Raw genomic sequence first — 20,204 nt, 5'->3', positions numbered from 1 at the left:
GGGTCGACCTTCCGGGCGTTCGAGGGGAGGTGCACGGCAATGCCGGCGCCTCCCCTTTTTTATCCTCGCGGCCCGCGTGCCGCCCCTTGCGGATGAGTAACAAGATGAAAGCGCTGCGATCCGGGCTCTGGCTGATCCTTCCCCTGCTGGCGAGCTGCGCCGGCACCGGCGCGGGCGGCGACCTGCTCTGGCACGGCCAGGACTGGCCGGCGCTCCGCTCCCCCACCGCGCCCGACGCGGCGATGGAGGCGCGGATTGCCGGCATCGTGCGCGGCATGACGCTCGAGCAGAAGATCGGCCAGATGACCCAGGCGGACATCCGCTCGATCACGCCGGACGAGGTGCGGCGCCATTATATCGGCTCGGTCCTCAACGGCGGCGGCGCCTGGCCGGGAATGCGGAAGGACGCGGCCGTCACCGACTGGACCGCGCTGTCCGACGCCTATTACCGCGCCTCGATGGCGACCGACATGGCGGTGCGGGTGCCGGTGATCTGGGGCACCGACGCAGTGCACGGGCACGGCAATGTCGCGGGGGCGACGCTGTTCCCGCACAATATCGGCCTGGGCGCCGCGCGCGATCCCGCGCTGGTCGAGCGGATCGGCCGCGCCACCGCCCGCCAGGTGCGCGCGACCGGCATCTCCTGGGTGTTCGCGCCGACCCTGGCAGTGAGCGAGAACCGCCGCTGGGGCCGCACCTATGAAAGCTATTCGAGCGATCCGGCGATCGTCGCCGCCTATGCGCGCGCCATGGTCCATGGGTTGCAGGGCGGCCTGACGGGCGATGGCGACGTGGTGGCCACCGCCAAGCATTTCCTGGGCGATGGCGGCACGTTCGACGGCATCGACCAGGGCGAGAACCGCGCCGCCCGGACCCACATGATCCAGGTGCACGGCGCCGGCTATTATCCCGCGCTCGCAGCCGGCGTGCAGACGGTGATGGTCTCGTACAGCAGCTGGAACGACACCGCCGCCGGCCAGGACCATGGCAAGATGCACGGCAGCCGCGACTTGCTGACCGGCGTGCTCAAGGACCGGCTGGGCTTTGACGGGCTGATCGTGTCCGACTGGAACGGCATCCAGCAGGTGCCGGGCTGCACCAAGGATCATTGCCCCCAGGCCGTCAATGCCGGGATCGACATGATCATGGTGCCCGACGACTGGAAGGCGTTCATCGCCAACACCGTGGCGGACGTGCGCGAGGGCCGCATCGCCATGGCGCGGATCGACGACGCGGTGACTCGCATCCTGCGCGTCAAGCTGCGCGCCGGGCTGTTCGAGCGCAACCCGAACGGCGGCGCCTTTGCCGGCAAGGCCGATGCGCTGGCCGCGCGCGAACTGGGCCGCGAAGCGGTGCGCAAATCGGTGGTGCTGCTCAAGAACCAGCGCGGCGTCCTGCCGCTGGCGGCGGGCAAGCGTGTGCTGGTGGTGGGCGCCAGCGCGGACAGCCTGTCCAACCAGACCGGCGGCTGGTCGCTCACCTGGCAGGGGACCGAGAACCGCAATGCCGATTTCAAGGGCGGCACCACCCTGCTCGCCGCGCTGCGCGACGCGCTGGGCACCGCCAACGTGACCTTCTCGCAAGACGGCAAGGACGTCGATCCGGGCAGGTTCGACGCAGTGGTCGCAGTGATCGGCGAGACGCCCTATGCCGAATATAATGGCGATGTCCGCGCGCCCAGGCCGGCGGCGCACAGCGCCCTCCACCCGGACGATCTCGCGGTGCTGCGGCGCGTCTCGGGCAAGGGCGCGCCGGTGGTGTCGGTGCTCTATTCCGGGCGCCCGGCCTATGCGAACGACCTGATCAACTTGTCCGATGCCTTTGTCGCCGCGTTCCTGCCCGGCACCGAGGGCGAGGGCCTGGCCGATCTGCTCGTCGGCCGACGCCACGACTTTTCGGCGCGCCTCTCCTTCGCCTGGCCGGGCTCGGCCTGCTCCACCGGCGAGGGACCCGGCAATGTGGTGCAGTTCGCCCGCGGCTATGGCCTCAGCTATGCGAAGCCGGGCCGGACCGGCGCGTTGCCGGAGCCGGCGGTGCCGACCGCCTGCTAGCCTCCCCTTCGTCACCCTGACCCTGTTTCAAGGCCCGACCTGCCGCGAAGGATATCGCCCGTGGTGCGCCGGATGCCGAAACAAGTTCAGCATGACGAAGGGAATTGAGGCTGGCAGGGTGAAGAAAGAAACGGGGAGGCAAGGGGCGCGACATGCAGCAGATCAAGCGCATCCTGATCGTGGGCGGCGGCACGGCGGGCTGGATGACCGCCGCGCTGCTCGGCAAGCTCTTCCAGGGGCTGTACGAGATCACGCTGATCGAGAGCGAGGAGATCGGCACGGTCGGCGTGGGCGAAGCGACGATCCCGGCGATCAAGAAATATAACGAGCTGCTCGAGCTCGACGAGAACGACTTCATCCGCCGCACCCAGGGCAGCTTCAAGCTCGGCATCGAGTTCGTCGACTGGGCGCACAGGGGCGATGCCTATTTCCACTCCTTCGGCGTGATCGGCCAGGACCTGGGCTGGCTGCGCTGCCACCAATATTGGCTGAAGATGCGCGCCCAGGGCCGCGCCGCGGACTTCTCCGCCTATTCGATCAACAGCGCGGCGGCCCGCGCCAACAAGTTCATGCGCGCCGATCCCAAGATGGCCGAGAGCCCGATCGGCCATATCGCCCATGCCTTCCAGTTCGATGCCGGCCTCTATGCCAAGTTCCTGCGCGCCTATGCCGAGGCGCGCGGGGTGCGGCGGCGCGAGGGCAAGGTGGTGGACGTCGCGCTGGGCAGTGCGGACGGGTTCGTCCAGTCGGTCACCCTGGAGGATGGCGAAACCATCGCCGCCGACCTGTTCATCGACTGCTCGGGTTTCCGAGGGCTGATCATCGAGCAGGCGATGAAGACCGGCTATGAGGACTGGACGCACTGGCTGCCCTGCGACCGCGCGATCGCCGTGCCCTGCGCCCGCACCGAGCCGTTCACTCCCTATACCCGCGCCACCGCGCGCACCGCCGGCTGGCAGTGGCGGATCCCGCTCCAGCACCGCACCGGCAACGGGCATGTCTATTCGAGCGCGCACATCTCCGACGAGGAGGCCGAAGCCCAGCTGCTCGCCAATCTCGACGGCGCGCAGCTCGCGGACACCAACAAGCTGCGCTTCACCACCGGCAAGCGAAAGCGGATCTGGAACCGGAACTGCGTCGCGCTCGGCCTTGCCTCGGGTTTTCTCGAGCCGCTCGAATCGACCAGCATCCACCTGATCCAGGCCATGGTGATCCGCCTGGTCCGACTGCTCCCCGATCGCGGCTTCGATCCCGCGACGATCGCCGAATTCAACCGCCAGGCCGACTTCGAATATGCGCGCATCCGCGACTTCATCATCCTCCACTACAAGGCGACCAGCCGCGACGACACCGCCTTCTGGCGCCAGTGCCGCGACATGGAAGTGCCCGACACGCTCCAGCGCAAGATCGACCTGTTCGCCGCGAACGGCCGCGTCTTCCGCGAGGACGACGAGCTGTTCACCGAAGAGAGCTGGATCCAGGTGTTCCTGGGCCAGGGCGTGATCCCGCGCGGCTATGATCCGCTGGTCGACATCAAGCCCGAGGCGCAGGTCGAGGAGTATCTCGGCAACATCCAGCGAGTGATCGCCCGGTGCGTGGGCCTGATGCCGGACCATGCCGAATTCGTGGCCAAGACATGCGCGGCCTAGCCTTCAGGCGTGACGGCACCCGGGCCTTGCATTCCTCCCTCGCTCCGCAGGAGCGGGGGAGGGGGACCGCGCGACGCAGTCGCGTGGTGGAGGGGGCCACGCGCCAACGAAGGGGGACTGCCCCCTCCACCACCGCCTCCGGCGGCGGTCCCCCTCCCCCGGAGGTGCCTTCCGGGGGAGGAATGATCCTCCTAGCGCCCCAGCCTTTTCCGCAGCCCGTCGAACAGCATCGCGCGCATCTGGGCGATCGCCTGGGGCGACGTGGCGCCGAACACGCCGCGCGCCTCGGGCGGCAGGTGGGCGCCGGGGTCGCCGTCCGTCAGGAAGACATAGCGGTCGAACATCGCCCGCCAGGCGCGGCGCTGGTCGGGCGGCAGGCTCCTGAGGCTCACGAACCCGTGCATCATCGCCTCCCAGGGCGAGGCGTCCGGCACCGGGTCCCACCAATAGTTCACCAGCACGTTGAACCGGTCGAGCGCCTCGACATGGTGATACCATTGATAGGGGATGTAGATCGCGTCGCCCGGATCGAGCTCGGCGACCAGCGCCGCCGCCATCGCGGTGGCGAAGCGCGGATAGCGCGCATGATCGGGCGCGGTCAGATGGACCATGCTCACCTGCACGCCGGCCGGCGTCGGATCGAACGGGCCCATATAGAGATTGCCCACCTGCTCGGGCGCGAACAGCGTGAAGCGCCGGCGGCCGGCGCCGACCACCGCGATATTCTCGGTCGGATCGTGATGGATCGCCACCTTGGCGGCGTTGCCGATCCACAGGCGCGGCGCAATGCCGGGGACGAGCGCCATCGGATTGGCCTCGGCAAAGCCCGGCATCAGCTGCGGCGCGGGCAATCCCTGCAGCGCCAGCGCCTCGGGACGCTCCGCCCCGGCCTGTTCGGCGAGCCGGTCGAGAAAACGCGCGAACGGCGCTTCCTCGCGAGTGAAATTGCGCGCGCCGATCGTCGCGCCATAATGCATGCGCCCCTCGACCTCGGGCGGCGCGCGCATGTAGTGCACCGTGCCGGGCAGCGCCATGCCGCGCAGATAGGCCGCGGCGTCCGCCGCGCGCACGAACGGCCAGTCGGCGGCGAGCCCCTTCATCACCACGGGCTCCCCGGCCGCGCGGATTTCCTGGAAGATCGCGGGCGTGACGCCGTGCCGGCTGCGCATGGGGTTCATGGCCGCGACGCTAACAGCCTGACTGCCCGATGAGGAGAGACATGATGCGCATCCTGCCCGCCCTCGCCCTGCTGGCCGCTACCGCCGCCGCGCCCGCGCCCCCGCCGCAAGTGGAGGTCTGGCTCACCCTGCCCGACAAGTCGGCGCTGCTGGCGAAGCAGCCCGCGCTTCCGCTCCGGCGCGGCGCCGGCGGGACGATCACGGTCGATCCGGGCAAGCGCTACCAGAGGATGGTCGGCTTCGGCGCGGCGATCACCGATGCCTCGGCCTGGCTGATCCAGCATCGGCTCGATGCCCGCCAGCGCGGCGCGCTGCTCCGCGAGCTGTTCGGCGACGAGGGCCTGGGCTTCGCCTTCACGCGCCTCACCATCGGCGCGTCGGACTTCTCGCGCACCCATTACAGCTATGACGACCGGGCCAAGGGCGAGACCGACCCGGCGCTCGCGCATTTCTCGATCGCGCCCGCCAGGGAAGACGTGCTCCCCACTGCCCGCGCCGCGCGCGCGATCAATCCCCGGCTCGCGGTGATGATCTCGCCCTGGAGCGCGCCGGGCTGGATGAAGTCGACCGACTCGCTGGTGAAGGGCACGCTGCGCGCGGAAGCCTATGCGCCCTTCGCCCGCTATCTCGGCAGGACCGTCCAGGCCTTTGCCGCCGAGATCGGCCCGATCGACTATCTGAGCATCCAGAACGAGCCCGACTTCGAGCCGGAAAACTATCCCGGCATGCGCCTTTCCGCCGCGCAGCGCGCGCGGATCATCGGCGACCATGTCGGCCCCGAATTCGCGCGGATGGGGCTGAAGACCAGGATCCTCGACTGGGACCATAATTGGGACAAGCCCGAGCATCCGCTCGGCGTGCTCGCCGATCCCGCCGCCAGCCGTTACGTCACGGGCGTGGCCTGGCATTGCTATGGCGGCGACGTTTCGGCGCAGGCCAAGGTCCGCGATGCGTTTCCGGACAAGGACGTGTTCTTCACCGAATGCTCGGGCGGCGACTGGTCGGGCCCCTGGGCGGACAGCTGGAGCTGGACGCTGCGCACGCTGGTGATGGGCGCCCCGCGCAACTGGGCGCGCGGCGTGCTGATGTGGAACCTCGCGCTCGACGAGAATCACGGCCCCCATCTGGGCGGCTGCAACGATTGCCGCGGCGTGGTGACGATCGACGGCAAGTCGGGCGCGATCACGCGCAATCCCGAATATTATGCCCTGGGCCAGGCCTCGCGCTTCGTCCGCCCCGGCGCCTGGCGGATCGACGCGACCAGCACGCCGGGCGGGATCGAGACGGTCGCCTATGCCAATCCCGACGGCAGCCGCGTGCTGATCGCGTTCAACGCCGCCGCGACGGCGCAGGAGCTGGACGTGGCGGCGGAGGGCAGCCGCTTCGCCTATCGCCTCGCCCCGCACGGCGCCGCGACCTTCCGCTGGCGAAAGCCGCGTTGAGCGAACCCGCCGCCCCGACGCGCTTCGCCTTTGCCAGCGTGACGGCCCTGTTCTTCGGCTGGGGCTTTGTCTGCGCGAACAACGATCCGCTGATCGCGGCGGCGCGGCGGGTGTTCGGGCTGGGCTATACCGAGGCGCTGCTCACCCAGATCGCTTCGTTCGTCGCCTTCTTCCTGCTGTCGCTCCCCGCCGCGGCGATGCTCGCCCGGCTCGGCGCGATGCGGACGATATTGGCCGGGCTCGCCGTGATGGCGGGCGGCTGCCTGGTGATGCAGGCCATGGGCCGGCTGCCCGATTTCGCGGTGGTGCTCGCCGCGATCTTCGTGCTGGCAAGCGGAGTGACCATCCTCCAGGTCGCCGCCAATCCGCTCGCCGCCGCGCTGGGCCCGCCCGAGCGCAGCCATTACCGGCTCACCCTCGCCCATTCGTTCAACGCGCTCGGCGTGGTCTGCGGCGTGCATTTCGGCGCGCGCTTCGTGCTGGCGGGCGCGGTGTTCCATTCGCCCGAGCCGATCCGCTCGGCGGCCGGGCGCGCCGCGGGCATCGCCGCGATGATGCAGGCCTATCTGGTGATGGCGCTGCTGGTCGCCGGCCTCGCCGTGCTGGCCTTCGCCGCGCGCCGCGCGATCGCCGCCGCCGCGATGCCGGAGCCGCCCGCCGCCGGCGGTGCGCTCGCCGCGCTGCGCTCGCGCTGGGCATGGCGCGGCGCGCTTGGCATCGCTCTTTATGTCGGCGCCGAAGTGACGATCGGCAGCACGCTGATCCTCTATCTCTCCCAGGCCCAGACTCTCGGCCTGCCGCTCGACGTGGCGGGCGCCTGGGTCGCCAATCTCTATTGGGGCGGCGCGCTGCTCGGGCGCTTCGCCGGCAGCTGGCTGCTGCGCTTCGTGCCCGCACCGCGCCTGCTGCTGCTGGCGGGGCTTGCCGCCGCCGCGCTCTGCCTCGCCTCGCTGGTGCTGCCGGGAGGGCCCGGCGCCTGGTGCCTGCTCGCGGTGGGACTGTGCAATTCGATCATGTTCCCGACGATCTTCGCGCTCACGCTCGAGCGCTCGCGCACGCCCGCGGCGGCGACTTCGGGGCTGCTTGTCCTCGCGGTCGGCCCGGGCGCGGCGCTGCCCCTGATCGCCGGCGGCATCGCCGACACGGCCGGGCTTGGCTGGGCCTTTGCCGTGCCCGCCCTCGCCTATCTCTATGTCGCGGGCTTCGCCTGGGCGGCGCGGCGCTCGCCTATTTCTTCGGGGTGACCCAGACGGAGACCGGCACCACCACCTTGCCCGGCGCCGGCTTGCCGATATCGACGCGGTCGATCGCGACCAGTTCGCCGCTTTCGAGAGTGAACGAGGCCCAGGGCTTGGGCATGCGGCCGAAGCGCATCTTCTGGATCGGCTGGCCGGTGGTCGAATTCATGACGGTGGCAATGACTGGCATTTGCCGGCGGATAGCCAGCCGCCGCGATTCCTGTCCAGCGCGGAATCGCTCAGCGGCCGAGCAAGACGATCCAGTCGGCCGGCTGGCGCCCGGTGCGCTCGGCAAGCTTCGCGGCGAAGTCGCGATAGCCGGGGGCCAGCAGCCGGGCGAGCGCATAGCTGTTCACCGCATTGCCCGGATCCCAGGGATGCGGCGCATATTCCTTCTGCCCGGCCGCGGCCCGGTCGCGGTCGAACTGGATCCGCGAATGGACGAACTCGACATGAATCTTCTCGCCCATGGCATAGGGCTCCAGCCAGGCGAGCGCGCCGGCCAGGCTCGAACCCGAGGGGCTCTTCCAGCCATACCAGTCCTCGCCATGCGCGCGGGCGGCAAGCGCCGCCATCAGCAGCGGGTCGAGGTCATAGGTGACATAGTGCAGCGCATCGCGCTCGTGGAAGTCGAACACCGATCCGTCGGCCTGGATGTTCGTGCCCACCTGCTTGCGGAACGCCGCGCGCGCCCGGGCGATCAGCGTCGCGTCGCCGGTCTGGAACGCGGCCATCGTCGCCAGCTTGACGCGGTGGCTCTGCCAGTTGGTGCCGGCGTTCCTCGGGCCGGCATCCATCGCATCGAGATAGCCCGCCGCCATCTTCCGCCAGAAACCATCCAGCTTGCCGCGCAGCGCGGGCGGCAGGTCGGCCTCGGTCAGGTCGGTGGCAAGCAGCAGCGTATCGAACCCGGTCTCGTCGATCGGGTTGAACGACATCTGATAGACGTCCGCCCAATTCGCCAGATAGCGCGCCGCCTGGTCGAGATAGCGCCGCTCGCCGGTCAGCCGCCAGGCGAGCGCCAGGGCGAGGACGATCCCCTGGTCCTGCTTGGCCTTGAGGCTGATCTCGCGGATGCCCTTGCCCGGCAGCGTCCCCTCGGTGTGGAGCTGCGGGATCGCCCCCGGCGGACGCTCCAGCGCCGCGTCCGCCCGGCCGCGTATCTGCCGGGCGACGGGATCGTCCGGCGCCACTGCCCTGGCGAAGCCAGCGCCGAGGATCGCATGGTCCTGAGCAAAGGCAGGAAGGCCGCCGAACGCCAGCAGGGCGGCCGCGCTGGAGAGAAGCAGTTTCATCGGGCGGCCTTTTCGAAAAGGTGCGGAGCGCCGGGAGATCAGCCGCTCCGCACAAGGGCTAGAAGTTGCTGCGGATCGTCAGCGTATAGGTCCGGCCGTCATAGTCGATGCGACGGGGCAGCATCGGATCATTCTCATATTCCGAGCGGGTCGCGTTCGTCAGGTTGAACGCGTCGACCGAGATCGAGAAGTTCTTCATGATGTTGAGCGAGGCGGAGGCATCGAGCTGGCTGCGTGCCTTCACGGTGCGGGCATCGCCGACGAAGCTGTTGCCCGCCGCCAGGTCGTATTTGCCGCGATGGTTGAACACCACGCGCACGCCGAACAGCTTGGTCTCGTAATAGCCGATCAGGTTGATGTTGTGCTTGGCGACGCTCGGCAGGGTGATCGGATTGCCCTGCGCATCCTTCCCGTCGATATCGGTATAGGTGTAGTTCGCCGCGCCGCCGAGATACTTCAGGAAGCCCGGCAGGAAATCGAGGTTCTGCTGCACCGAGACCTCGACGCCGCGCACCCGCATCGGCTTCTGGTTGGTGACGCCGCTCGCCTGCACGCGCGCGCCCGGATTGCTGCCCAGGATGTTGCAGTTGGTGCCGTCGTCCTGCAGCGCGCCCAGGCCGAAATCGATGCCGTTGTAGATGCCGTTGGCGGGGCACAGCACGCGGCGATCGGTGATCGGGCCGACATAGCCCTGGATGTCCTTCTGATAGACCGCGATCGCGAAGGCGCCGCCGGGGCGGTTGTACCATTCGAGCGACAGGTCATAGCTGTCGGAAGTATAGGGGCTCAGATTCGTCGCGCCGATGATCACATTGTAGGTCGGCGTGCCGAGCACCGCCGGATCGGGGATCTGCATCGTCGTCGTCGGCACATTGTCGCGCGGCTGCGGACGGACATAGGTCTGGTAATAGGCGCCGCGGAACACGAGGTTCTTGGCCAGGTCCGCCGCGAACATCGCCGAGGGCAGCCAATAGTCGTAGCTCTGCTTGTAGGTGCGCGTGCTCATGCTGTGGTTGACCGGCAGCGGCAGCAGCGAAAGCCCGGCCAGGCAATTGCGGCAGTCGAGCGCATCGATCTTCTGCGTCGTCGCCTCGTAGCGCACGCCGGCATTGCCGCGGACATGGATGCCGAACAGATCGCCGTCGAACTTGGCCATGGCATAGGCCGACATCACCTTCTTGGTGTTGGTGAAGTTGTTGTTCCAGTAATTGGGATCCCAATAATTGTTCACCAGCCCATAGGGGGTGAGGAACACGCCATATTGCTGGCCCATGGCGAACTGGGGCGGCAGGCCGTTGGCATATTGCGAGGGGCGCGTCGTCAGCACCACCGGCGTGATCGCGCCGAGCACCTGGTTCACGTCCATGCTGCGCCAGTTGCTGGTATAGCCGCCCGCGGTGCCGCCGAAAAAGTCGTTCACATAGGGGTTCGCCAGCGACATCGCCGGCGTGACATTGGCGGTGACCGCGCCGATCGAGGTGTTGCGCGAGCCGATCGAGGTATATTCGTTGTTCTCGTAGCGCATGCCGACCTGGAAGCCGGAAAGGAAGCTGCCGGCGAAGCTGCGCTCGATATCGAGCTGCACCGCATCGAGCGCGTTCCACGACTGGCCGTTGGTGCCGGTGACGCCGAAGCGATCGCCCAGCGTCGCCGCGGCCACGCCGGGCATCTGCGCGCCCGCCTGGGTCGCCTGGTTCGCCGGCGAGGCAAGCGGATAGCCGCCCGTCGGGATGTGCGAGGCGTTGGGGGTGTTGAGGACGAACACTGCGTTCTGCAGGCTGGTGCCGCCGGTATAGACCGAGGCGGTGATGCCGTTCAGGCCCGCCGAACCCAGGTTGCGATAGGGATTCTGGATGATGTCCAGCTCGATCTGGTTGGCAAGCACCTGCGCGCGCGAGATCGTGCCCTGCGCCGTCACTCGCCACTGATCGTCCTTGAACTCGATCGTGGGGTTGATCGCCCAGGTCTTCTGCTTGGCCGGCTCGGAGCGGATCGAATCGTAGGTCTGCAGATTTTCGGCGGTGAACTGGTTGATGTACGCGCGCGGCCCGGTCGGCGTCTGGACGACATAGGGCGTGCCCAGGCTGGTGAAATGCGCCACCGCCGAAGTGGCCGACAGCGCGCCGGTGCCGTTATTCCCCGCCGACGTGTCGATATAGAGCAGGTGGTTGGTGCCCTGGTCGAGGTTGCGCTCGGTATAGAAGCCGGTCGCGCCGAACTTGAGCGTGTCGGTCGCCTGCCATTCATAGCCGCCGGCGCCGGTGAGCAGATGACCCTTGTTGAGGCGGACGAACTGGCGGACCTGGGTGGGATAATAGACCCCGCCCGGATATTGCGCCATCAGCGCCTGATAGGTGGGGTTGGACGCCGGCACCGCCTGGTTGCCGACCTGGATCGAGCCGAGCTTGTTCGCCCAGCTGTTCACCGACATCGAATCGCGGCGGAACTTCTCGTCCTTCCACGCGACCACGCCGAACACCGCGAAATTGTCGGTAATGTGCGCGTTGTAGCCGGCCGAGAAGGCCGGGCTGCCCAGGTCGCCCAGATCGTTATACTCGTACGAGGCCTTGACCCAGCCACCCTGCTTGCGGCCGAGCGCCGGCGCGATCTTCAGGTCGACATTGCCCGAAAGGCCGCCGGCCAGATTCGCCGCCGAGGGCGACTTGATCACCGTGATCGACGAGAAGATGTCCGAATTGAACGCGCCGAGCGGCGTGGACGACGTGTTGGTCGCGCTTCCCAGGATCGGATCGGCGAATCCCCCGCCGTTCAGCGTGGTGCGCGCGAACGAGCCCGGCAGGCCGCGCAGCGAGATGGTGGCGTTGCGCGAATCCGCCTCGCGGTTGATCTGCACCCCGGGTATCCGCTGGATCGCCTCGCCGACATTCAGGTCCGGAAAGCGGCCAAGGCCGTCGGACGAGATCGAATCGGTGATCTGATCGGATTCGCGCTTGATGTTGAGCGCATCGGCATAGGCCCGGCGGAACCCGGTGACCACGATCTGGTCCGCGGGCCTCGGCTCCTCCGCCTGCGGCGCGCTCGCCTGGCTATCGGTATCGGTGTTCTGGGCGAACGCAGGCGTCGCCATCAGGACGGCGCAGATCGCCGTGCCAGCAAATAGAGCAGTCCGTCGCATGACTCTCCCTCCCCCTCTGTCTCCCGGCTTGGCTTGCCGCCAGTCGTGCTGGCCACCGGTGTCAGGCCAATAAGGCCGATGCGCGCGCGACTGTCAATAGAATGGTCAGGCCACATTGTATTATTGGTCGGGCAATGGAACGGATGCAGGGCGCGCGCCAAGTTGAGAGTCCAAACAAGCCTTTGAGATTGTTTCCGTCATCTCCGCGCAGGCGGGGATCCGGGGTGGCAAGGGCTGATCGCCGCAATCACGCGAGTGCTCGCCGGAAACGGCAAGGCGAGCCTCGCCGTCCTTGCCCTTGGCCCTGGATCCCCGCCTGCGCGGGGATGACGAGGATGGGATAGCGGGGATGACGGGGGAGAATATGCGTCCCCAACCTAGCGGGCTGTGTCAGCCACGCTTTCGGGGTAGAGAGCAATGTTCCCCCGCGTTCCGGCGCGGCGGGAAACAGCCGCGCCCCCGCGCACCGGAAGGTACGCGGGGTCGCGGGGGCGGGGGTCGGCAGTTCAGCCCTGGGGAGACTGCTGCCAACCTCCGCCAAGCGCGAGGAACAGGGTGACCGTCGCGTCGGAGAAGCTCGACTCGGCCTGGGCCAGGCTCAGCTCGTTCGTGGCGAGCGAACGCTCGGCATCGAGCACGGTCTGGAAGGGTTCGGCACCGGCGCGGTAGCGCAGCCGCGCGATGCGGGCCGCTTCCGCGCTCTGGTCGCGGCCGCGCCGCAGCGCCTCGACGCGCTGGCCCTGCGCCACATAATTGGCCAGCGCAGTCTCGGTATCCTGCAGCGCGGTCAGCCAGGTGCCGTCGAACGTGGCGAGCGCGGCGTCCGCCCCGGCCTCGGCCTGGGCGATGCGCGCGCGGGCGACGCTCATGTTCGGGAAGCTGAACGACAGCATCGGACCGATGCTGAAGCGGAAGCTCGAGCTGCTGAACATGTCCTTGGGCGCCAGCGCGGTCGAACCGATCGAGCCGCCGATCGAGATGTTCGGATAGAGGTCCGCCGTGGCCACGCCGATCCGCGCCGAGGCGGCGGCAAGCCGGCGCTCGGCGGCACGGACATCGGCCCGGCGGGCAAGCAGCGTCGCGCCATTGCCGACCGGGATGGCCTGCTTCACCACCGGCACCGTCTCGCAGCTCGCCACGTCGGCGGGCGCGTCCGCCGGCGGCTTGCCGGTGAGCACCGCGAGGCGGAACAGCGCGGCCTTGCGCTGCGCGTCATAGACCGGAACCTGGGCACGGGTCTGCTCCAGCAGGGCGGCGCCCTGGCTGGTCTCGAGCCCGGTACCGCGCCCGCCCGCCTCGAGCCGGCGAGTCAGGTCGAACGTGTCCTCCTGAAGCTTGAGCGTCTGCGACGCGACCTTGAGCTGCTCGCCCGCGGCACAGGCATCCGAATAGGCGCGGATCGTCTCGGCCACCACCGTGACGCGGGACAGGTCATAGGCGGCCTGGCTCGCCCCCAGATCGGCACGGCCGGCCTGGATCGCGCGCGTGATCTTGCCGAACAGATCGACCTGATAGCTCAGGTCGAGCCCGACGTCATAGGTATCGCCTTCGAACGACGAGCCGGGAATGCCCAGCGACGCGCCCGGCACGCGGGCATGCGTCGCCTTCGACGTGACGTTGGTGGTCGGCAGCCGCTGGGCCCGCGTCTCGCGCAGGCTCGCCCGCGCCTGGCGCAGGTTCGCCGCGGCGACGCGCAGGTCGGTATTGGCCGCCAGCGCCTCGCCGACCAGCCGGTCGATCACCGGCGCGTCGTACAGCTTCCACCAGTCCGCCGGCGGCTCGTCGGCGACGAAGCCCGGCGCCCTTGCCTGGCTCAGGTCGCCCTGGGCGGGCGCCTTGGGCGCGGGCGAGACATAATTGGGGCCGACCACGCAGCCCGACAGCGTCAGGCCGGCGGCGATCAGGGCAAGGGTCCGCTTCATTGCGCTTCTCCCGTCGCGGCGGCAGGCGTTTCCGGCGCCGCCGGCGTGGACCCGTGATGCGCCACCTTCCCGCCGCCCAGCTTGCGCAGCAGCACGTAGAAGATCGGCGTGAAGATCAGGCCGAAGATGGTGACGCCGACCATGCCGAACGCCACCGCGGTGCCCAGTGACTGGCGCATCTCCTGGCCCGGGCCGCTGGCGATCGCCAGCGGGATCACGCCGAAGATGAACGCGAACGACGTCATCAGGATCGGGCGGAGGCGCGAGCGGGCGGCGTGGACCGCGGCATCGAACCGGTTCATGCCTTCTTCCTCGCCCTGCTTGGCGAACTCGACGATGAGGATCGCGTTCTTGGCGGCAAGCGCGATCAGCACCACAAGGCCGACCTGGGTGAGGATGTTGTTGTCCATCCCCCGCAGGTTCACGCCGAGCAGCGCGGCCAGGATGCACATCGGCACGATCAGGATCACCGCGAGCGGCAGCGTCAGCGCTTCATACTGGGCAGCCAGCACGAGGAAGACGAACACCACGGCGAGCACGAAGATCAGTGCCGACGAGCTGCCGGCCGCCTTTTGCTGATAGGCGAGGCCGGTCCATTCATAGCCATAGCCCTGGGGCAGCACCTTGCTCGCCATCGCCTCCATTGCCGCGAGCGCATCGCCCGAGGAGACGCCCGGCGCGGCGGCGCCCTGCAGCTCCACCGCGGGCAGCAGGTTGTAGCGCACCACGCGCGACGAGCCGGAGTCGCGATGGAAGCTTGCCACCGCCGAGATCGGCACCATCTGCCCGCTCGACGAGCGCACCTGCAGGCGGCCGATGTCGCTGATGTCGTCGCGCGAGGTCGGCTCGGCCTGCGCGGTCACGCGGAAGGTGCGGCCGAGCAGGTTGAAGTCGTTGACATAGGTCGAGCCGATATAGGTACCGATCGCGTCGAACACCTGCTGCGGCTGCACGCCGAGGATCTGCGCCTTGTCGCGGTCGACATCGGCGCGGATGCGCGGATTGGCGGTGTTGAACAGCGAGAAGACCTGGGTGACCTTCTGCTCCTGCATCGCCGCGCCCATCATCGCCCCGGTCGCGCCCTCGAGCCCGCGCCAGCCGCCATTGGCCGCGCGATCCTCGATCATCATCACGAAGCCCGAGCCGTTGCCGAGGCCCTGCACCGCGGGCGGCGAGATCATGAAGATGTTCGCGCCGCTGATCTGCCCGGCGATCGCGCCGGTGAGCTGGCCGGCCAGCGCCTCGGCGCTCTGCTGCTTGCCGCGCTCCGACCAGTCCTTCAGCTTGATGAAGAACACGCCCGCGTTCGACGCCTGGCTGAAGCTCGCGCCGTCCAGGCCGGCAAAGGCCGCGCCGTCGATCACGCCGTCGGTCTTGGCGGCGATGGCATAGGCCTTGTCGACGACTTCGCTGGTGCGCTCGAGCGACGAGCCCGGCGGCAGCTGGACGACGCCGATCAGGAAGCCCTGATCCTGTTCGGGGATGAAGCCCGTCGGCGTGGCAGTGAGGCGCCAGCCGGTGAGCGCGAGCAGCCCCGCATAGATGATCATCATGATCAGGCCCATGCGGATCAGCCGGCCGGTGACGCGGCCATAACGGTCCGACAGCCAGTTGAAGCCCTCGTTGAACTTCTCCGCACCCACCTTGACGGGCCGCATCCAGCGCGGGCCGCTATCGGCGTCGATATGCTGGTGCGGCTTGAGCAGCAGCGCGGCGAGCGCCGGCGACAGCGTGAGCGAGACGAGCAGCGAGATCGCCGAGGCCGCGGCGATCGTCACCGCGAACTGGCGGTAGAAGATGCCGGGGATGCCGCCGACCATCGCCGTCGGGATGAACACCGAGACCAGCACCAGGCCGATCGCGACCAGCGCGCCGGACACTTCCTTCATCGTCAGGTGCGCGGCATCGCGCGGCGACTTGCCCTCGCGGATGTGTTTCTCCACCGCCTCGACCACGACGATCGCGTCGTCGACCACGATGCCCACGGCGAGCACCAGCGCGAACAGCGACAGCGAGTTGATCGAATAGCCGAGCGCGAGCTGCACCGCGAAGGTGCCGACCAGCGCGATCGGGATGGCGACGATCGGAATCACCGCCGCGCGCCAGGTCTGGAGGAAGATCACGACGACCACGACGACGAGGACCACCGCTTCGAGCAGCGTGTGCTGCACGGCTTCCACCGACGCCGAGACATATTCGGTCGGGTTGTAGGGGATGGTGTATTGAAGGCCCTGCGGGAAGTCCTTCTTGAGCGTCTCCATCTCCTTCAGCACCAGGTCCGCCGCGTTGAGCGAATTGGCGCCCGGCTGCTGGACGATGGCGAGCGCGATGCCGCGCCGGCCGCCGAACGAGCCGCGGATCGAATAGTCCTGGCTGCCCAGCTCGATCCGCGCGACGTCGCCCAGCTTGGTGAGCGCGGCGCCCGTCGGATCGGATTTCACCGTGATATTGGAGAATTGCTCGACCGTGGCGAGGCGGCCGCGCACGTCCACCGGCACTTCGAACGACGGATTGTCCTTGCCCGTCGGCGCCGAGCCGAGCGCGCCGCCCGCGGTCTGGACGTTCTGCGCCTGCAGCGCCGCGACGATCTCGCCCGAGGTCAGGTTGCGTGCCGCCGCCTTGTCCGGATCGATCCAGACGCGCATCGAGTAATTGCCGCCGCCGAAGACCTGCACCGTGCCCACGCCCTCGAGGCGCAGCAGCCGGTCGCGGATCACGGTATTGGCGTAATTGCCCATGTAATCGACGTCGAGGCTGTTGTCGGGCGAGGTGAGCGCCACGATCATCAGGAAGCCCGATTCCTGCTTGTTCACCGTCACGCCGATCTGGCGCACCTGATCGGGCAGGCGCGGCACGGCCAGGTTGACGCGGTTCTGCACCAGCACCTGCGCGGCATTGAGATCGGTGCCCGGCTTGAAGGTGACCGTGACGGTCGCCTGGCCCTGGGTGGAGGACGAGCTCATGTAGAGCATGCCCTCGACGCCGTTGATCTCCTGCTCGAGCGGCGTCGAGACCGTCTCGGCGATCGTCTCCGGCGAGGCGCCGGCATAGAAGGCGCTCACCGCGATCGTGGGCGGCGCGATCTCCGGATATTGCGACAGCGCCAGCAGCGGATAGCAGAAGGCGCCGATCAGGGTGATGAACACCGAGATCACCGCCGCGAAGATCGGCCGCTCGATGAAGAAGCTGGAGAAGCCGCTGCGCACGGGCGCGTCGGGCTGGGGAGCCTGGGGTTCGCTCATGGCCCTATCCTCAGCGGTTGCCGGCGGGCAGCGCGGTGCCGGCCGGCTGATCGGACGGCGGCGCGGCGGCGGGCGCCGGCGCTTCCGTGATCTTGCCCGGCTGCGGCGTGACCTTCACGCCCGGGCGGGCGCGCTGGGTGCCGTCGATGATCACTCGGTCGTCCTTGGTCAGGCCCGAGCGGATCACGCGCAGATTGCCGCGCAGCGGGCCGGTCTGCACCGGGCGCGCCGTCACGGTGTTGCTCTTGTCGACGACGAACACGATCTGGCGCGCAGCATCGGCCATCACCGCCGTGTCCGGCACCAGCAGCGCCGGATAGGGCTTCGACGCCTCGAGCCGGGCCGAGCCGAACATGCCGGGCTTCAGGAAGCCGCCGGGATTGGCGATGATCGCGCGGGCGCGGATCGTGCCGGCGCCGGCATCGAGCGCGTTGTCGACGAAGTCGAGCGTGCCCGTATGGGTATAGTCGTTCTCGTCCGAGAGCTTGACCTTGATCGCCGTGCCGTTCTGGGCGCCGGTGCCCTGGCGCTGATATTTCAGCAGCAGCGCTTCCGATCCCTGGAAGACGAAGTGCAGCGGATCGACCGAGACGATCGTGGTCAGCACCGTCTGGTCGGCGGTGACCGAGTTGCCGACATCGACCTTGCGTTCCGAGATGCGGCCGCTCAGCGGCGCGACGACGCGCGTGAAGCCGAGGTCGAGCTGGCGCGCCCGCAGATTGGCCTCCGCGGCGGCGACCTGCGCGGCGCCCGAGCGCAGTGCGGCGCGGCGCTGCTCCAGCTCCTCCTGGCTGGCGGCGCGCTGGGCGACCAGCGCCTCCGAGCGGGCATATTCGGTCTGCGCATTGGCGAGCGTGGCCTTGGCCTGGGCGACCTGCGCCGCCGCCTGGGCGACGGCGGCCTGGGCCGGACGCGCATCGATGGTGAAGAGCAGCTGGCCCTTGCGGACGAACTGGCCGTCCTTGAACCAGATGCCCTGGAGATAGCCCGAGGCGCGCGGGCGCACCTCGACCGTCTGGATCGCTTCGAAGCGGCCGACGAACTCGTCCCAGTCGACCACGTCCTGCACCAGCGGCGCCGAGACGGTGACGGGGGGCGGGCCCTGCTGCGGCATCTGCGGTCCGCCACCGCCGCAACCGGCGAGAGCGAGCGCGGCCACAAGAGCCGGGATAAGCAGCTGACGGTTCTTCGAATGCATGTTCGATCCCTAAATCCGTGCCCCTGGCCGGACATCCTCCACGGTGCCGTTACTGGAAACGAACGACTTCCGATTTGGCACCCGCTAAGCGCGTTCAGGGAACTTGTCAACGATCGTAGACATATGTCCACAATGGTTGACTACCCGGCTGTTAGCGATAAAAAGGCGGCCATGATCCCGCCCGTCCAGGCCCTGCCGCGGTCGCGCAACGCGGCCGCGACGCGCGAAGCGATCCTCGCCTCGGCCCGCAAGCACTTCGCGCGCGAGAATTACGAGAATGTCGGCCTGCGCGAGATCGCGGGCGATGCCGGCGTCGATCCCGCGCTGGTCAGCCGCTATTTCGGCAGCAAGGAAGCCCTGTTCCGCGAAACGCTGCGCGACGACGACAAGGACATCATGGACGGCGCGACGCGCGAGACGCTCGCCGCGCATTTCGCTCAGCTCTTCTTCGACAAGGACGACCTGCCGCAGGACGAGCGCGACATCCATATCGACCAGATCCTGATCCTGCTGCATTCGATCGGATCGCCCAAGGCCGGCGAGATCATCCGCGAAACGATCGACACCGACATTCTGGAGCCGATCGCGCGCGTGCTGGGCGGCCAGGATACCGAGATGCGCGCCGCGATGGCCTTTGCCGTGCTGATGGGCATGGGCATCATGCACAACACGCTCGCCATCGACCCGGACATGTGCACCGCCGAGGAGACCGAGCGCTTCGAGAAGCGCCTGACGCGCATCTTCGCCGCGGCGCTGGAGCCGATGGACGACTAAGGGGCCGAACATGGGGACCCAGCCGGTCCGCAAGATCATCCATGTCGACATGGACGCCTTTTACGCATCGGTCGAGCAGCGCGACGATCCGGCGCTGCGGGACAAGCCGGTCGCCGTCGGCTATGCGGCGGCGCGGGGCGTGGTGGCGGCGGCAAGCTACGAGGCGCGCCGGTTCGGCGTGCGCTCCGCCCTGCCCTCGGTCACCGCGATGCGGCGTTGCCCGGAGCTGATCTTCGTCAAGCCGCGCTTCGACGTCTATCGCGCCGTCTCGAAGCAGATCCACGCGATCTTTGCCGACTATACCCCGGTCATCCAGCCGCTCTCGCTCGACGAGGCCTATCTCGACGTCACCGCGAACCTGCGCGGGATCGAGACCGCCTGGGCCACCGCCAAGGAGATCCGCGCCCGCATCCTCGCGGAGACCGGCCTCACCGCCTCGGCCGGAATCTCGTACAACAAGTTCCTCGCCAAGCTCGCCTCGGACCAGCGCAAGCCCAACGGCCAGTTCGCAGTGACGCCCGAGATGGGGCCCGCCTGGGTGGAAACGCTGCCGGTCGCGCGCTTTCACGGAGTGGGGCCGGTGACCGCGAGGAAGATGCATGCGCTCGGCATCGAGACCGGTGCGGATCTGCGCGGCAAGCCGCTGGAGTTCCTTCGCGCGCATTTCGGCAGCGCGGCCGAATGGTATCACGCGATCTCGCGCGGCGAGGACGACCGGCCGGTGCATGTCGACCTGCCGCGCAAATCCTCGGGCTCGGAGACCACTTTCGACCGCGATCTGGTGGAGAATGCGGCGATCGAGGCCGGCGTGCTCGAGATGGCCGAGGAGGTCTGGGCCTGGTGCGAGAAGGCGCAGGAATTCGGCCGCACCGTCACCGTGAAGGTGAAATATGGCGACTTCCAGATCATCACGCGCAGCCGCAGCCTCAGCGCCGGGCTGGTCGACCGCCGCGAGACGCTGCGCGACCTGAGCCTCGCCCTGATCCGCTCGGTGCTGCCCACGCCCAAGGGGATAAGGCTGGTCGGCGTGACGGTCTCGAACTTCGAGGAACGGCTGGGCGAGGAACTGCCGTTCTGAG

General features: G+C 68.5%; 13 protein-coding genes. 6 read left to right on the top strand and 7 right to left on the bottom strand.

What is annotated here, in order from left to right:
• Positions 1-104: 104 nt before the first annotated feature.
• Both ACIQCS_RS10960 and ACIQCS_RS10955 read left to right on the top strand, forming a co-directional pair.
• Positions 105-2,051: a glycoside hydrolase family 3 protein gene (locus ACIQCS_RS10960; RefSeq protein ID WP_345850044.1), complete on the top strand. Its 1,947-nt coding sequence runs from the start codon at positions 105-107 to the stop codon at positions 2,049-2,051.
• Between the two features lie 152 nt (positions 2,052-2,203).
• Positions 2,204-3,700: a tryptophan halogenase family protein gene (locus ACIQCS_RS10955; protein WP_345850043.1), complete on the top strand. Its 1,497-nt coding sequence runs from the start codon at positions 2,204-2,206 to the stop codon at positions 3,698-3,700.
• 191 nt (positions 3,701-3,891) lie between these two features.
• Here the strand turns inward: ACIQCS_RS10955 and ACIQCS_RS10950 are convergent, their stop codons facing one another.
• Positions 3,892-4,878 carry a cupin-like domain-containing protein gene (locus tag ACIQCS_RS10950; RefSeq protein WP_345850042.1) on the bottom strand — a complete coding sequence of 329 codons (987 nt, stop codon included), beginning with the start codon at positions 4,876-4,878 and terminating at the stop codon, positions 3,892-3,894.
• A 44-nt stretch (positions 4,879-4,922) separates the two neighbouring features.
• On the opposite strand from ACIQCS_RS10950, the gene ACIQCS_RS10945 reads away from it, so the two are divergent.
• Both ACIQCS_RS10945 and ACIQCS_RS10940 read left to right on the top strand, forming a co-directional pair.
• Entirely contained in the window at positions 4,923-6,320 is a 1,398-nt protein-coding gene (locus ACIQCS_RS10945; RefSeq protein ID WP_345850041.1) for a glycoside hydrolase family 30 beta sandwich domain-containing protein, read from the top strand.
• Positions 6,317-7,564 (top strand): MFS transporter, encoded by a 1,248-nt coding sequence (locus ACIQCS_RS10940; RefSeq protein WP_345850040.1) that lies wholly within the window; start codon positions 6,317-6,319, stop codon positions 7,562-7,564. Before ACIQCS_RS10945 ends, ACIQCS_RS10940 begins: the two co-directional genes overlap by 4 nt.
• On the opposite strand, the gene ACIQCS_RS10935 is transcribed toward ACIQCS_RS10940, so the two are convergent.
• The 6 genes from ACIQCS_RS10935 to ACIQCS_RS10910 all read right to left on the bottom strand — a co-directional run bounded on the left by ACIQCS_RS10935 (position 7,548) and on the right by ACIQCS_RS10910 (position 18,351).
• Complete coding sequence (locus ACIQCS_RS10935) at positions 7,548-7,748, bottom strand: hypothetical protein (protein WP_345850039.1); 201 nt, start codon at positions 7,746-7,748, stop codon at positions 7,548-7,550. The genes ACIQCS_RS10940 and ACIQCS_RS10935 overlap by 17 nt on opposite strands.
• A 49-nt stretch (positions 7,749-7,797) precedes the next feature.
• Positions 7,798-8,853, bottom strand: a complete 1,056-nt coding sequence (locus ACIQCS_RS10930; RefSeq protein ID WP_345850038.1) for an alginate lyase family protein — start codon at positions 8,851-8,853, stop codon at positions 7,798-7,800.
• 58 nt (positions 8,854-8,911) lie between these two features.
• Positions 8,912-11,989 (bottom strand): TonB-dependent receptor, encoded by a 3,078-nt coding sequence (locus ACIQCS_RS10925; protein WP_401530816.1) that lies wholly within the window; start codon positions 11,987-11,989, stop codon positions 8,912-8,914.
• 506 nt (positions 11,990-12,495) lie between these two features.
• A complete protein-coding gene (locus ACIQCS_RS10920) occupies positions 12,496-13,911 on the bottom strand; it encodes an efflux transporter outer membrane subunit (RefSeq protein ID WP_345850036.1) in 1,416 nt (471 codons plus the stop codon).
• Positions 13,908-17,153, bottom strand: a complete 3,246-nt coding sequence (locus tag ACIQCS_RS10915; RefSeq protein ID WP_345850035.1) for a multidrug efflux RND transporter permease subunit — start codon at positions 17,151-17,153, stop codon at positions 13,908-13,910. Before ACIQCS_RS10915 ends, ACIQCS_RS10920 begins: the two co-directional genes overlap by 4 nt.
• A 10-nt stretch (positions 17,154-17,163) precedes the next feature.
• On the bottom strand, positions 17,164-18,351 hold the full coding sequence (locus tag ACIQCS_RS10910) for an efflux RND transporter periplasmic adaptor subunit (protein ID WP_280279551.1): 1,188 nt from the start codon (positions 18,349-18,351) through the stop codon (positions 17,164-17,166).
• Positions 18,352-18,522: 171 nt separating this feature from the next.
• On the opposite strand from ACIQCS_RS10910, the gene ACIQCS_RS10905 reads away from it, so the two are divergent.
• Together ACIQCS_RS10905 and dinB are read left to right on the top strand one after the other, a co-directional pair.
• Entirely contained in the window at positions 18,523-19,125 is a 603-nt protein-coding gene (locus ACIQCS_RS10905; protein WP_345850033.1) for a TetR family transcriptional regulator, read from the top strand.
• 10 nt (positions 19,126-19,135) lie between these two features.
• Positions 19,136-20,203: a DNA polymerase IV gene (gene dinB / locus ACIQCS_RS10900; RefSeq protein ID WP_345850032.1), complete on the top strand. Its 1,068-nt coding sequence runs from the start codon at positions 19,136-19,138 to the stop codon at positions 20,201-20,203.
• Position 20,204 lies beyond the last annotated feature (1 nt).

The sequence above is a fragment of the Sphingomonas sp. NPDC092440 genome, from assembly GCF_044754985.1.
Classification (GTDB): domain Bacteria; phylum Pseudomonadota; class Alphaproteobacteria; order Sphingomonadales; family Sphingomonadaceae; genus Sphingomonas.
Note: the sequence above shows the minus strand (reverse complement) of the source record. Positions and strands in the feature narration are given on the sequence as shown.

What these genes read in the sequence shown, in the direction of transcription:
- ACIQCS_RS10960 (WP_345850044.1), top strand. Translation starts at nt 105, where the DNA reads ATGAAAGCGCTGCGATCCGGGCTCTGGCTGATCCTTCCCCTGCTGGCG.
- ACIQCS_RS10955 (WP_345850043.1), top strand. Translation starts at nt 2,204, where the DNA reads ATGCAGCAGATCAAGCGCATCCTGATCGTGGGCGGCGGCACGGCGGGC.
- ACIQCS_RS10950 (WP_345850042.1), bottom strand. Translation starts at nt 4,878, where the DNA reads ATGAACCCCATGCGCAGCCGGCACGGCGTCACGCCCGCGATCTTCCAG.
- ACIQCS_RS10945 (WP_345850041.1), top strand. Translation starts at nt 4,923, where the DNA reads ATGCGCATCCTGCCCGCCCTCGCCCTGCTGGCCGCTACCGCCGCCGCG.
- ACIQCS_RS10935 (WP_345850039.1), bottom strand. Translation starts at nt 7,748, where the DNA reads ATGCCAGTCATTGCCACCGTCATGAATTCGACCACCGGCCAGCCGATC.
- ACIQCS_RS10930 (WP_345850038.1), bottom strand. Translation starts at nt 8,853, where the DNA reads ATGAAACTGCTTCTCTCCAGCGCGGCCGCCCTGCTGGCGTTCGGCGGC.
- ACIQCS_RS10925 (WP_401530816.1), bottom strand. Translation starts at nt 11,989, where the DNA reads ATGCGACGGACTGCTCTATTTGCTGGCACGGCGATCTGCGCCGTCCTG.
- ACIQCS_RS10920 (WP_345850036.1), bottom strand. Translation starts at nt 13,911, where the DNA reads ATGAAGCGGACCCTTGCCCTGATCGCCGCCGGCCTGACGCTGTCGGGC.
- ACIQCS_RS10915 (WP_345850035.1), bottom strand. Translation starts at nt 17,153, where the DNA reads ATGAGCGAACCCCAGGCTCCCCAGCCCGACGCGCCCGTGCGCAGCGGC.
- ACIQCS_RS10910 (WP_280279551.1), bottom strand. Translation starts at nt 18,351, where the DNA reads ATGCATTCGAAGAACCGTCAGCTGCTTATCCCGGCTCTTGTGGCCGCG.
- ACIQCS_RS10905 (WP_345850033.1), top strand. Translation starts at nt 18,523, where the DNA reads ATGATCCCGCCCGTCCAGGCCCTGCCGCGGTCGCGCAACGCGGCCGCG.
- dinB (WP_345850032.1), top strand. Translation starts at nt 19,136, where the DNA reads ATGGGGACCCAGCCGGTCCGCAAGATCATCCATGTCGACATGGACGCC.